The 13,400-nt window shown below is 38.1% G+C and carries 9 protein-coding genes; 1 reads left to right on the top strand and 8 read right to left on the bottom strand.

Annotated elements, in window-relative coordinates; genetic code table 11:
- Positions 1-160: 160 nt before the first annotated feature.
- The 6 genes from AC4IFE_RS04845 to folE form a co-directional block, all read right to left on the bottom strand.
- Positions 161-1,144, bottom strand: a complete 984-nt coding sequence (locus AC4IFE_RS04845) for a hypothetical protein (RefSeq protein WP_490755275.1) — start codon at positions 1,142-1,144, stop codon at positions 161-163.
- A gap of 139 nt (positions 1,145-1,283) precedes the next feature.
- Positions 1,284-3,938, bottom strand: a complete 2,655-nt coding sequence (locus AC4IFE_RS04840; RefSeq protein WP_490755273.1) for a 4-alpha-glucanotransferase — start codon at positions 3,936-3,938, stop codon at positions 1,284-1,286.
- 149 nt (positions 3,939-4,087) lie between these two features.
- A complete protein-coding gene (locus AC4IFE_RS04835) occupies positions 4,088-5,254 on the bottom strand; it encodes a T9SS type A sorting domain-containing protein (protein ID WP_490755272.1) in 1,167 nt (388 codons plus the stop codon).
- 485 nt (positions 5,255-5,739) lie between these two features.
- A complete protein-coding gene (gene cysS, locus AC4IFE_RS04830) occupies positions 5,740-7,206 on the bottom strand; it encodes a cysteine--tRNA ligase (protein WP_490755270.1) in 1,467 nt (488 codons plus the stop codon).
- A gap of 121 nt (positions 7,207-7,327) precedes the next feature.
- Complete coding sequence (locus AC4IFE_RS04825) at positions 7,328-7,759, bottom strand: DinB family protein (protein WP_490755269.1); 432 nt, start codon at positions 7,757-7,759, stop codon at positions 7,328-7,330.
- Between the two features lie 7 nt (positions 7,760-7,766).
- Positions 7,767-8,435, bottom strand: a complete 669-nt coding sequence (folE, locus tag AC4IFE_RS04820; protein WP_034725871.1) for a GTP cyclohydrolase I FolE — start codon at positions 8,433-8,435, stop codon at positions 7,767-7,769.
- Between the two features lie 90 nt (positions 8,436-8,525).
- Between folE and AC4IFE_RS04815 the strand changes: the two genes are divergently transcribed.
- Positions 8,526-9,680: a hypothetical protein gene (locus AC4IFE_RS04815; protein WP_490755268.1), complete on the top strand. Its 1,155-nt coding sequence runs from the start codon at positions 8,526-8,528 to the stop codon at positions 9,678-9,680.
- Positions 9,681-9,730: 50 nt separating this feature from the next.
- Here the strand turns inward: AC4IFE_RS04815 and metF are convergent, their stop codons facing one another.
- Together metF and metH are read right to left on the bottom strand one after the other, a co-directional pair.
- Positions 9,731-10,690, bottom strand: coding sequence for a methylenetetrahydrofolate reductase [NAD(P)H] (gene metF / locus AC4IFE_RS04810; protein WP_490755267.1), 960 nt, complete (start codon positions 10,688-10,690; stop codon positions 9,731-9,733).
- A gap of 49 nt (positions 10,691-10,739) precedes the next feature.
- Positions 10,740-13,400, bottom strand: a complete 2,661-nt coding sequence (gene metH, locus AC4IFE_RS04805) for a methionine synthase (RefSeq protein ID WP_490755265.1) — start codon at positions 13,398-13,400, stop codon at positions 10,740-10,742.

The following is a 13,400-nucleotide window of genomic DNA, read 5'->3' as shown; positions in this document are numbered from 1 at the left end:
TACATCTTTTTGATTATTAGTTAAAACATAAGTTAAATCAAAATATTCATAAAAAATGTTAAATTTTAATATTAAAATAATAAATGAAAAATAAAAAAAAGGACAGATCCTAAAACCTGTCCTTCACACCACTTAAATATAATATATGAAAATTATTATTTTATCTGTTTACCAGTCTCCCTCTGAAACCACCACCCCTGTTTTCACTGCCGCGGTTGTTCTGTGGTCTCGGTGAATTTTCTGATCTGAAACCTCCACTGTTTCCTCTAAATCCTCCACCGTTATTTTCTCTTTGTGGAGCTCTTTCTCTATTCGTTTCATTATTTCCTCTAAAGCCGCCATTACCGCCATTATTTCCAAATCCGCCGCGTGTTCCGTTATTTTCAGAATTCCCTCTGAATCCTCCGTTATTTCTTACTCCATTATTTTCATTGCGGAAACCATTGTTATGATCAGCCTGCTTACGGAAACCTCCGGAATTATCATCTCTGGATCCTCTGAATCCATTATCAGATCTGCTGCTTCTTCTGATCACATTGAAAGTAGGATTATCCATTCTTCGGAAGTGTGATCGGTCTACTCTATATATATTGATATTTACATTCCTGTACCTCGGCATTACTGCATATCTTGGTGCATAATACGTTCTTCTGTAATTCTGGAAGTAAACAATAGGGCTGGCTCCGCGGTAATAATTGTTTTGAAAAACAACAAACACTCTTGGCCCTAAAATCCTCTCCAATGCATAGAATCTGTCATAATACCATCTGTCCGGATTGTATCTGTAAAAATTATTCCATGTAGAAAAATTTACATACAGGTTATTTAAACTTAGGATCTGGTCAATCTGCCAACGGTTCAGCCTGTTATCTCTGAAGAATACATTCCAGTTGATATTTACAATACTGTTCCTGTAATCATTATAGTATCCCTGATAGTAATCGCTTGGATAATAATCCTGAGGATAGTTGTAATAATAATCATCCGGGAAATAATTTCTGTCATCCTCATCATTATAATATCCGTCTCCATTCCCATTCTGATAATATCCGTCATCTCCCCATCCGTTATTGTTATTTGGATACTGCTGGGCGGAAGACAAAGCTGCCAGTCCCAAGGCAAATCCCAAAAATATCTTTTTCATCTCTATAGTCGTTAATTGGTTAATATATAGCAGAATATCTCTATTCTATCTTTTGGATATAAATAAAAAAAAGAAGTTAAATCCTAAGATTAAACTTCTTTTAATTTATAGTTAAATAACTGATAATCAAATGTTAAATTTACGCCCTTCCACTATCTTTTATCCAATAGGCAACTTTTTCATTGAAGGATTTTTTATCTTTTAAATCTTCAAGTTTCAAATGCATCCTGTAACGCCAGTAGTGAGGAAACACCGCCGGATTATTGATTCTTTCGTTATCCATATTCGGATTGGTCAGTTCAGGGTCAGTAGCCAGAAACTCCTGGATTGGGAAAACAGCTAACATTGCCTCAGTGTAAAGGTGCTGCTTCATAATGATCTCAGCAAGATGAGAGTCCATTTGATCCGGAGCTTTTCCATATTGAACCAGCTGTTGGTTAAAATATTTCTGTATCAGTGCCGGGTCCTCTTTCCACCATTGTCTCAGTGTTGAGCTGTCGTGCGAAGAGGCGGTTACCACATTCATATAATCAGCTTTTTTAGGATTATAAAACGGAATATTGTCTGATGGCATCCTCTGTACTTTTAAAGCAATGATAGCCAGCTCATCCATTACAACAGGTACACAGGCAGGAACCATTCCCAGGTCTTCCCCACAAATCAGCATTTTTGTTGCATTAAGAATAACCGGAAGTTTTTCCATCGCTTTCTCATACCACAGATGATCCTGTCTTCTGAAGAAATAATCATGGTACAGGTCATAAATCGCCTTCCTTTCCCATTCTGAAAGATAGGTATAGGAATCGGTATTGTATACATTAAATCTTGGGTGATACACCGTTTCACCGTTTCTTTCTTCGGTAAGGAACAATACATTGGCACATAAAGAGATCAGCTTTTCTTCTATAGAGCCTTTCGGGTTCTTTTTGAAAAATTCCGCCAGCTTTCTCTGGGTATCAAATTCTTCTTTGAATGAGTAGGTACCGTCATTATTGCTGTTAATAAATTCAAAAACTTTACTGCTGTCTTCGCCGAAATATTTCCACAGGATTCTTTCATTGATAAAAGGCTTACAATATCTGTTGAAATCAAAAGGAATATGCCTTGCTTTAAATTCGTCCAGAACAATTGGAACAGCAGGATAAAAGTATCCTAAGATTCCCTGTGTAGCGGAAATCGGCATCCTCCAGATCCTGAAAAACCCTAAAATATGGTCGATTCTCATGGCATCGAAATACTGTTCAAGCGCTTTAAACCTGTTTTTCCACCAGCGGTAATCGTCTTCCTTCATGGCTTCCCAATTGTATGTTGGAAATTCCCAGTTCTGTCCCAGCTCTGTAAACTGATCGGGCGGTGCTCCGGCCTGGAAATCCATTCCGAAAAGCTCAGGTTCCGTCCACGCTTCCACAGAATGCCTGTAAATACCGATCGGAAGATCTCCTTTTAAGGAAACACCCAAACTGTGAATATAATCTACGGCATCTTTGAGTTGTAAATGAAGCTGATACTGCACCCAGGCATGAAGCATGGAAGCATCATAATCTTTACTTTTTGTAGTGAAAAACTGTGAAATTTTTCCTGCAATATATTTCTTGTGGGTTTTCCAGTCGTTGAAATTCGGTGTTTTATATTTATCCCTAAGCACGCAGAAAGCAGCATAAGGAGTCAGCCAGTAATCGTTATCTTTTATAAATTTTTTAAAGTTCCTGTCTTTATAGATTTTCTCTTTCTTCGCATTGAAAACTGCTGTTAAGAATTTCCATTTTCCTGCGATCATTTTTTCATAATCAATCAGATCAAGAGCATTCAATGCCTCTTTTTCAGACTGATATTCAGAAACTAATTCTTCCGGTAAAGCAAAATCAAGATTTTCCAGGGAAATATACTGCGGATGCAGAGCATAAACCGAAACTGCCGCGTAAGGATAGGAATCTGTCCAAGAATAATTGGCGGTAGTATCATTAATCGGAAGAATCTGGATAATACCCAGGTTGGTCTCTTTCGTCCAGTCGGCCAGCTTTTTAAGATCGGAAAATTCTCCCACTCCAAAACCACTTTCACTTCTTAAAGAAAATACGGGAACTGCCACACCCGCATCATGGTACATCTGGTAAGACTTAAATTTAAAATAATGATTTGAAACAATCTGCAGTACATCCTTAAGCGGATTGGCAAGTGTAAATCTGTTTTCACCCGTTTCAACATCAATAATTTTCCCTTCTTTTTTGCTGTAGAGGCAATATTTAAACTGGATAAATTCGTTCTCCGGAATTTCAACGGATGCTTCCCAGATTCCAAAGTCTGTCTGCGAAAGACGGATCGCTTTATCATAATTCCAGTTTCCCAGAGAAGCTGTACTTCCAAAGAGAGCAATTTCCCAGTCCGGATTGTAAACCGGTGCTTCAATTCTGAATAAATGGGTATGCTTTTTTAACACTGCAGCTTTTTCAGGAACAAACTGATTAAGCTTATTATAAAGGATTTTATTGTTTAAATAATTCTCCGGAAAATTCTTATTATTCCATTCATCAAAAATAACAAACTCTTTGTAGTTATGAGGGAAATTAAGATTGTGCAACACAAATTCCTCTCTAAGAATATTTCCCTTTTCATCCGCAAGCTGATATTTATATGAGATTGATTTCGAGAAATAATCCACTTCACATTTCCAGATGCCGTTTTCTGAATAAAACAGGGTATGAGTCTGGACAACAGCACCTTCCTCATCTACAATGAGGAGCTGTAGATTTTGTCCGGCCTTTGCATTATATCCTACATTAAAGTATAGCTTCATCTATATTTTTTTTATAAAAATACATTTTAATATCGAAAAACAAAACTTATTGAAGATCAAATAATCATTAAAAAACCTTTCCAAAATAACTTGAAAAGGCTTTATATTTTATTAGAGTTAAAAGGAATTTATATCAATAATCTAAGCTTTTATTCTGTAACAATAATTTTTTTACTTAATAATACTTTACCGGATTCATTTGCAATGCTTATAATATAACCTCCATTGACTAAACTTTTGAGATAGACCTGCTGATTGAGTGAGCCATCTTTTAGAGAAAGATTCTGTTCCATCACATTTTTCCCGGAAATGTCAAAAACACTAAGCTTCAGATTTCCTTTTACATTTTTATCATTTACATCAACGTTGATAAAGTGATTATTTACTCTGGTCGGATAGATCTCAATATTAGCTGATGTATTTACTGAAGAAATTCTGTCATTGGCAAAATATCGGCTTGCTAGATCATAAATATGTGGTTTTTCTGAACCAGGAAGAGCTTTTGCCTGCAGAGTCAACAGATCTACTTCATATAAATTATCTCCTTTAGCGCTTGCTATAATTACTTTTCCTTTTGCATTAACAGCAGAACCGTTCACAGAATAATTTTCAGGAATACCGGAGATCTTGCCCATAAATTTTGCCTTCAGTTCTTTTGTAGATACCTTAAAAACATTTCCCGAAGCTGAAAAAACATAAAAATTGTTTTCAGCATCCGCTATCATATCGCCTCCGAAACCCGTTTCAATAGCCGTAAATAAATTTTTTCCATTGGAAGCATCATCTTTAATAATCCCAAGGTCACTGACTGTATACTGACTTCCTTTTCTGCTGATCTGAAGCAATTGTGTTCCTGCATTATTAAGAGCGTAAATATTTCCGTCGTATCCTGTAGCCATCCTTGTTATGTGGGAATTGATATCACAGGAAGTTACTTTTGAAACCGTATTTTCTACCAGAGTAATTTCTTTAGTCCTGGCATCCAAAATATAAATATTGGAGGAAAACATCGGCATATACACCAGATTATTGTTGGATGGATCATAAGCCAGAGCCGCCATGGTAACTGCCTGGGAATGACTGTAAGAATTTTTGTCTTCCGACACAATGCCTTTCCTGTCCTGAGAAAATACTTTTGCCGCGGTATCCGCCGAAAACAGTTTTTCTCCGGAAGCACCGTTTGTCGCATCCACAACACGGAAATCACTAAAAACTATGCTGGAAGTATCTTTTCCGGCAATAGCAAAAATATCCTGCTGTGCCTGGACATTAGCACCGAACACCAGCAGGAAAAGAGGGAATAAATGTTTCTTCATACAATGTAGAATTTAGATTCGTGATCATTTTAGTATAACTAAGTTACACAATTTACCAATTGAATCATAAAAAAATAGCAGTATTTACATAACATTTACAATCATTTAACGCAAATGTTAATATTTCGATAAATCATTATTTTTTTAAACACAAATGGAACAAATTTTTTCACAAATATTACTAGTGAAAGACAGCAATATTGTATTATCTGTGAAAAAAGATTAGTGGAATTCGTGTTTTTTTTAAACGCAAAGGTTTATTAATTGAACTGTATAACTTAAAGGAGCAAAGATTGCCCGCACCGCCAACATGAGTAAGGTTTTCGGATTAAATATGCTGTATCTGCTACATCTGCGAGAGATGATAAGAAATTACTACATGAGCATAAAAAAACTCCCACAGATCGCACGGATTACAACAGATTTTTATGATATGTCTGCAGAATCCACACGAGCTGCGGGAGCTGTGTTACTTATTTTAGAGTTTAGTTCAGAACATACGTTGTTCCGTCTCTTCCGTCTTTTAATTCGATGCCTTCAGCAAGCAGCTTGTCTCTGATCTGGTCTGAAAGGTCGAAGTTCTTTGATTTTCTTGCCTGATTTCTCAGCTCTATTAAAACTTTTAAAGTCTGATCAAGCTTCTCGTTATTATTTTCTTCAATATTCTGAAGTCCCAGCACATCAAATATAAAGGCATGTAACGTTGACTTTAAATTTTCAAGATCTTCAGCTGAGATGGTCTCTTTACCATCATTTAAAGCAAAAATATATTTTACAGCTTCAAATAAATGAGCAATCAGGATCGGAGAATTGAAATCATCATTTAAAGCATCATAACATTTCTCTTTCCATTCTCTAAGATTGAATTCAGATTGTTTTTCTTGATCCGGAGTGATAGAGTTCAGTACTTTAACAGCCTCCATTAATCTGATAAAACCTTTTTCACTCGCAATCATCGCATCATTGGAAATATCCAGGACACTTCTGTAATGTGCCTGTAAGAAACAGAAACGTACAATAGTAGGATGGAAAGGTTTTTCAAAGAAGTCGTTTTCTCCTGTAACCAACTGCATCGGAAGGATATAATTCCCTGTAGATTTACTCATACGCTGAGAATTCATCGTCAGCATATTGGCGTGCATCCAGTAATTAACCGGAGCTATATCATTGCAGGCTTTTCCCTGTGCAATTTCACATTCGTGGTGCGGGAATTTCAGGTCCATTCCACCGCCGTGAATATCAAATTTTTCACCTAAATATTTCGTGCTCATGGCAGTACATTCCAGGTGCCATCCCGGGAAACCTTCACCCCAGGGAGAATTCCATCTCATAATGTGTGCAGGGGACGCTTTTTTCCACAGTGCAAAATCCTGTGGGTTTTTCTTTTCGCCCTGTCCGTCAAGATCACGGGTATTGGCAAAAAGCTCTTCGATATTACGTTTTGAAAGTTCACCGTAGTTCAGTCCTCTTCTATTGTATTCCAGAACATCAAAATAGACGGAACCATTGCTTTCATACGCGAAACCTCTTTCGATAAGCTTTTGCGTCAGCTCAATCTGTTCTACAATGTGACCTGTCGCTGTAGGTTCAATATTGGGAGGAAGAAGGTTGAACATTTCCAGCACTTTATGAAAATCTACGGTATATTTCTGTACGATCTCCATAGGCTCCAGCTTTTCCAGACGGGTCTGCTTTACGAACCTGTCGTTCTCTACATTTCCATCGTCTGTAAGGTGTCCTGCATCGGTGATGTTTCTTACGTATCTTACTTTATACCCCAAATGCAGCAGGGTACGGTAGATAAAATCGAAGGAAAGGAAGGTTCTTACATTTCCCAGATGTACATTGCTGTACACGGTAGGTCCGCAGACATACATTCCGATATTTCCCTCTAAAATAGGTTTAAATATTTCTTTCTCTCCTGTAAGGGAGTTATATAGTTTTAATTGCATTTTTTTTAATTAAAAGATTCAATGATTAAAGGAATTAAAAATTAGTTAAAATAATTCTAACCACAACAAATAATTGTTGTGAGAAAAATTTTATTGGAAACTTTTTTAAATATAACCATTATTAAATTGCTTTTAAATGATACTGCAGATGATCAATATAATCCTGAATAATATACTCTAATGTGAAAGTCTGAGGAACTGTTTTTGTGGTATCACAGGTTCTCTGCAAAGCTTCATCAGGAATATTTTCTACAGTATGAACGATCTGAAAATTCAAAGATTTCCAAAGAATAATCACTTCTGAAACCGGAACATTCTGATAATTCTGTGCTTTTACCCAGAAATCCTGATCATAAACAATATTATCGTTCTGCTTATATTGTGTAACCACAAATCTACGGATATTCGTCAGTGCACTGTCGCAAAGATGACCTAAAATTTCTTTTTTAGACCATTTTTCCGGTGAAATTTTATAGGACCATTCTTCTTCTGAAATTGTTTCAAATCTCTGAAGCTCGATATCCACAATGTTTTTTAGAATTTGATAGTCCATTTATTTATTAATAATCTAGTTTCGCATGACTTCCCACATAATGCAGGAATTCCTGTCTGGTGATCGGGTTGGTTCTGAAAATACCGCTCAATTCTGCCGTAATGGTAGAACTTGCTGTATCTTTTATTCCTCTGCAGTTGACGCATAAATGTTTGGCATCGATAATACATGCTACATCTTTTGTACCCAATGCTTCTTTCAGAGCATCTACGATCTGCATCGTCAGCCTTTCCTGAACCTGCGGTCTTTTTGCATAATAATCCACAATTCTGTTGATCTTGGAAAGACCGATCACTTCACCGTTTGAAATGTAGGCAACGTGCGCTCTTCCGATAATCGGCAGAAAATGGTGTTCGCAGAAAGAATATACCGTGATATCCTTTTCCACCAGCATCTGGCGGTATTTATATTTATTGGAGAACGTGGAAATTCCCGGTTTGTTTTCAGGAAGAAGTCCTCCAAAAATTTCATTCACATACATTTTGGCAACACGCTTTGGTGAATCCTTTAAAGAATCATCCGTCATATCCATCCCCAGTGTTTCCATAATTTCACCGAAAAGTTCGGTAATTTTTTCTATTTTTTCCTGTGGCGATTTATCAAAAGCATCTTTCCTAATAGGCGTATGTTCTTTTCCTGTGAAAATATCATCGTCGTTATCGGTAAAATCAACCATTTTTATTTAATTTGCAGCAAAAATACGGATAAAATCTGTTCATTAATTTCATTTTGAACGAAAAACATTATCCTTTCTCAATTTAGCCTTATGATTGTTGTCGAAGAAGTACATAACAAAAACCAGAAAAAGAAATTTTTAGAATTTCCTGCCCATCTTTACCGGCACGACAAAAACTATATAAGGCCCAGAAATCAGGACATTGAAGAGATTTTTGATCCTGAAAAGAATAAGTCTTTTCAGGATGGAGAGTGTGCCCGATTCTTATTTAAAAACAAAGAGAATGAAACGGTAGGAAAAGTAGCCGTGTTCATCTCCAATCTCTATAAGCAGAACCAGCCTACCGGAGGAATCGGTTTTTTCGACTGTATCAATGATCAGAAAACAGCAGATTTTATTTTTGACCACTGTAAAAACTGGCTTCAGGAAAGAGGCATGGAAGCAATGGACGGCCCGATCAATTTCGGGGAACGGGATAAATTCTGGGGACTCCTGACGGAGGGTTTCGATGAACCGCTTTTCGGAATGAATTACAATTTTCCTTATTATAAGGAACTGTTTGAAAACTACGGTTTCAAAATGTATTTTGAACAGCTCTGTTTTTCGAGACCAATTTTCGCGGAAGTTTCAAGGATTTTTACCTTAATGCATACCAAGCACAGCAGAAATCCGGCCATATCCGCAAGGCCCATGAAAAAAAATGACCTTCCCAAATTTGCAAAAGATTTTACTGAAATCTATAATCAGGCATGGGCTGCCCATGGTGAAGGCAAACAGCTGGAAGAAGCAAAGGTCCTCAAAATGTTCAAAACCATGAAGCCGATCATCAATGAGCATATTTCCTGGTTTGTGTATGAGAATGGAAAGCCGATTGCGATGTGGATGAATCTTCCGGATGTGAACCAGTGGTTCAAATATCTGGACGGTAAATTCGGAATTATAGAAAAACTCAGATTTTTGTGGATAAAGCAGTTTAAAAAGAATGAAAAAATGGTGGGACTGGTATTCGGTGTTATTCCGGAATGGCAGAAAAAAGGGATCGACGGCTATATGATCTGGGAAGGAACGCAGCATCTGAGAAAGCATACGGATTTTAAAACCACGGAGCTTCAGTGGATCGGTGATTTTAATCCTAAAATGATAAAGATAGCGGAAAGCCTGGATACTACTGTGACCAGAAAACTGACGACGTACCGGTATTTATTTGACCGCGAAAAAGAGTTTGAAAGGCATCCTATCCTTTAAATAAAAAACCCTGCCATTGAATGACAGGGCTCCTTTCATTTTGAACTCTATTAGAATAGCTCTCCGGCTACTTTTTTAATATTATCGCTTTTCCCCATGGAGTAAAAATGCAGCACAGGAACTCCAAAATCAAGCAATTCCTTGCATTGGGCAATAGCCCACTCTACGCCGATCTGTTTTACCGCTTCATTATTTTTAGCATTTTCCACTTCGTTGATCAGCTCTTCAGGAAGGTCTATTTTGAAAACCTGTGGAAGGATCTTCAGGTGCTTTTTGGTGGCAATAGGCTTAATTCCCGGGATAATTGGAACGGTAATTCCCATCTCTCTGGCTTTCGTCACAAATTCAATAAATCTTTTGTTATCAAAAAACATTTGGGTAACGATATAATCTGCTCCGGCATCTACTTTCTCCTTCAGCCATTTCAGGTCATAATTCATAGAGGGTGCCTCCATATGTTTTTCCGGATAGCCAGCTACTCCTATGCAGAATTTATTAAGTTCATCACAAGCCTTCTCGTCGTTATGAAGGTATTTCCCTCTTCCCAGATCATTAATCTGATGGACGAGATCCATAGCACTGGCATGACCTCCGGGTGTAGGTTCAAAGTACTGATGCCCTTTCATGGCATCTCCTCTTAAAGCCATTATATTGTCTATTCCCAGGTACATACAGTCTACCAGAAGATATTCGGTTTCTTCTTTGGTGAAGCCTCCGCAAAGAAGGTGTGGAACGGTATCTACATTATATTTGTGCTGGATAGCGGCACAAATACCTAAGGTTCCGGGACGCATTCTGGTGATCCGGCGTTCCATCAGCCCATTTCCTTTATCAATATAAATATATTCTTCTCTTGAGGTTGTAACATCTATAAAAGGGGGCTTAAACTCCATAAGCGGATCTATGTTGGTATACAGATCTTCAATCCCGATTCCTTTTTGGGGCGGAATGACTTCTAAGGAGAATAAAGTCTTGCCATTTGCATTTTTAATATGTTCAGTGATCTTCATTTTATAGTTTAGTTATTATTTTAGCTTTAAAGTGCCTGTTGATATATTATTAATCTGCTAGATTGGGTGACAACCACTTTCTTGCTTCCTGGATGCTACAGCCTCTTCTCTCTGCATAATCTTTAAGCTGGTCTTCTGTGATTTTCCCAAGTCCGAAATATTTGGCATGCGGGCTTCCGAAATAATACCCCGAAACGGATGCTGTCGGGAACATCGCCAGACTTTCGGTAAGGAAAACGCCGGTGTTCTCTTCTACTTTTAAAAGATCCCAGATGGTTTTCTTTTCTAGGTGGTCCGGACATGCCGGATATCCCGGTGCGGGGCGGATCCCTTTGTATTTTTCTGCGATCAGATCTTCATTGCTTAAATTTTCCTGGTTGGCATAGCCCCAATATTCTGTTCTTACTTTTTTATGTAAAAATTCCGCAAAAGCTTCTGCGAATCTGTCAGCCAAAGCTTTTACCATGATGGCATTGTAGTCATCATTGGCTTTTTCATATTCTCCTGCAAGCTCGTCTGTTCCAAATCCTGTAGTGACACAGAAAGCGCCTACGTAATCTGTTTTGCCGGAAGCCTGCGGCGCAATAAAGTCACTTAATGCCAGATATTCTTTTCCTTTTGAACGCTGAGCCTGCTGTCTTAAAGTCAGAAACCTGGCTTGCTCTTCATTATTTTCGTTAAAGAGTAAAATATCATCTGTTTCATTGGAATTGGCTTTAAAAATTCCGAAGATGGCTTTTGCTTTCAGCAGTTTTTCATCAAGGATTCTTTTTAAAATGACCTGTGCATCTTTAAACAGTTCTTTAGCCTGGGCTCCTACAACCTCATCTTCTAAAATATTCGGGTATTTCCCGTGAAGATCCCAGCTTCTGAAGAATGGTGACCAGTCAACAAACGGAAGCAGTTCATTCAGGTCCTGATCTTCTATTACGGCTACACCTAAATTATTCGGTGTGAAAATTTCTTCGTTTTCCCAGTCGATGCTGAAATGGCTTTTTCTGGCTTCTTCTATGGAAACATAATCTTTATCGATCTGCCTGTTCAGAAACTTTTCACGGAAGTCGGAATATTCGTCTTTCAGCTCTGAAACATAGTCTTTATTCCTGTCTCCCAATAAGGAACTTACTACGTTTACCGCCCTCGAGGCATCATTAACGTGAACTACCGCATTTTTATATTTTAAATCGATTTTCACAGCGGTATGGGCTTTCGAAGTGGTTGCACCGCCGATCAACAGAGGGAAATTAAGATTTTGTCTTTCCAATTCTGAGGCAATGTATACCATCTCATCCAGACTTGGTGTAATCAGTCCGCTTAACCCGATAACATCAACCTTATGCTCTATGGCAGCCTGAATAATTTTTTCAGCTGGAACCATTACTCCAAGATCAACGATTTCATAATTATTACAGCCCAATACAACACTCACAATATTTTTTCCAATATCATGAACATCACCTTTTACCGTTGCCATCAGAATTTTTCCGTTAGCCGGTCTTGTGCCGTCTTTTTCCGCTTCAATAAAAGGTTGAAGATAAGCCACTGCTCTTTTCATTACCCTTGCAGATTTTACCACCTGAGGCAGGAACATTTTCCCGCTTCCAAACAAATCTCCTACAACACCCATTCCGGTCATAAGATTAATTTCAATAACATGCAGTGGTTTTGCGGCCTGTTTTCTGGCTTCTTCCACATCTTCTTCGATAAAACGGTCAATTCCTTTTACCAAAGAATGCGTAATTCTCTCCTGCAGAGGTCTAGTCCGCCATTCAAGTTCTTCTACTATCTCTTTTTTAACAGATTTATTCTTTTCAGAATATTCCAGAAGTCTTTCTGTAGCATCCTCCCTTTTATCAAGGATTACGTCTTCTACAAGCTCTAGGAGTTCTTTATTGATCTCATCATACACTTCCAGCATGGAAGGGTTCACAATTCCGATATTCATTCCGGCCTGAATGGCATGATAAAGGAATACGGAGTGCATGGCTTCTCTTACGGTATCATTTCCACGGAACGAAAACGAAACATTACTCACACCACCACTCACGGAGGCATAAGGAAGATTCTGTCTTACCCATCTTGTGGCTTCGATGAAATCAATGGCATTTCTTCTGTGCTCTTCCATTCCGGTTGCCACAGGGAAAATATTCAGGTCAAAAATAATGTCTTCAGCAGGGAAGCCAACCTGATTAACCAGGATATCATACGACCGTTTTGAAATCTCAAGTCTGCGATCATAATTGTCTGCCTGACCTGTTTCGTCAAATGCCATTACGATAACAGCAGCACCGTATCTTTTGACCGCTTTAGCCTGCTTGATAAATTCTTCCTCCCCACCCTTGAGGCTGATGGAATTGACAACGCATTTACCCTGCGCCACCTGAAGCCCTGCTTCCAGAATCTCCCATTTCGAAGAGTCTATCATAATGGGAATTCTCGATATATCCGGCTCTGAAGCAATTAAATTCAGAAATTTGATCATGGAAGCTTTTCCATCGATCAATCCGTCATCGAAATTAACATCAAGGATCTGTGCGCCCCCTTCTACCTGATGGCGCGCAATATCGAGTGCTTCAGAGAATTTCTCCTCTTTGATCAGTCTTAAAAATTTTTTGGAACCGGCAACATTGGTTCTCTCACCAACATTGATAAAATTACTTTCCGGCGTTATAATAAGAGGCTCAAGGCCCGATAATCTTAAATATTTCAT

It is taken from the genome of Chryseobacterium sp. UF-81 (assembly GCF_058245105.1).
The sequence above is the reverse complement of the archived record's forward strand: the minus strand, read 5'-3'. Positions and strand labels throughout refer to the sequence as shown.

What these genes read in the sequence shown, in the direction of transcription:
- AC4IFE_RS04845 (WP_490755275.1), bottom strand. Translation starts at nt 1,144, where the DNA reads ATGAAAAAGATATTTTTGGGATTTGCCTTGGGACTGGCAGCTTTGTCT.
- AC4IFE_RS04840 (WP_490755273.1), bottom strand. Translation starts at nt 3,938, where the DNA reads ATGAAGCTATACTTTAATGTAGGATATAATGCAAAGGCCGGACAAAAT.
- AC4IFE_RS04835 (WP_490755272.1), bottom strand. Translation starts at nt 5,254, where the DNA reads ATGAAGAAACATTTATTCCCTCTTTTCCTGCTGGTGTTCGGTGCTAAT.
- cysS (WP_490755270.1), bottom strand. Translation starts at nt 7,206, where the DNA reads ATGCAATTAAAACTATATAACTCCCTTACAGGAGAGAAAGAAATATTT.
- AC4IFE_RS04825 (WP_490755269.1), bottom strand. Translation starts at nt 7,759, where the DNA reads ATGGACTATCAAATTCTAAAAAACATTGTGGATATCGAGCTTCAGAGA.
- folE (WP_034725871.1), bottom strand. Translation starts at nt 8,435, where the DNA reads ATGGTTGATTTTACCGATAACGACGATGATATTTTCACAGGAAAAGAA.
- AC4IFE_RS04815 (WP_490755268.1), top strand. Translation starts at nt 8,526, where the DNA reads ATGATTGTTGTCGAAGAAGTACATAACAAAAACCAGAAAAAGAAATTT.
- metF (WP_490755267.1), bottom strand. Translation starts at nt 10,690, where the DNA reads ATGAAGATCACTGAACATATTAAAAATGCAAATGGCAAGACTTTATTC.
- metH (WP_490755265.1), bottom strand. Translation starts at nt 13,400, where the DNA reads ATGAAATATTTAAGATTATCGGGCCTTGAGCCTCTTATTATAACGCCG.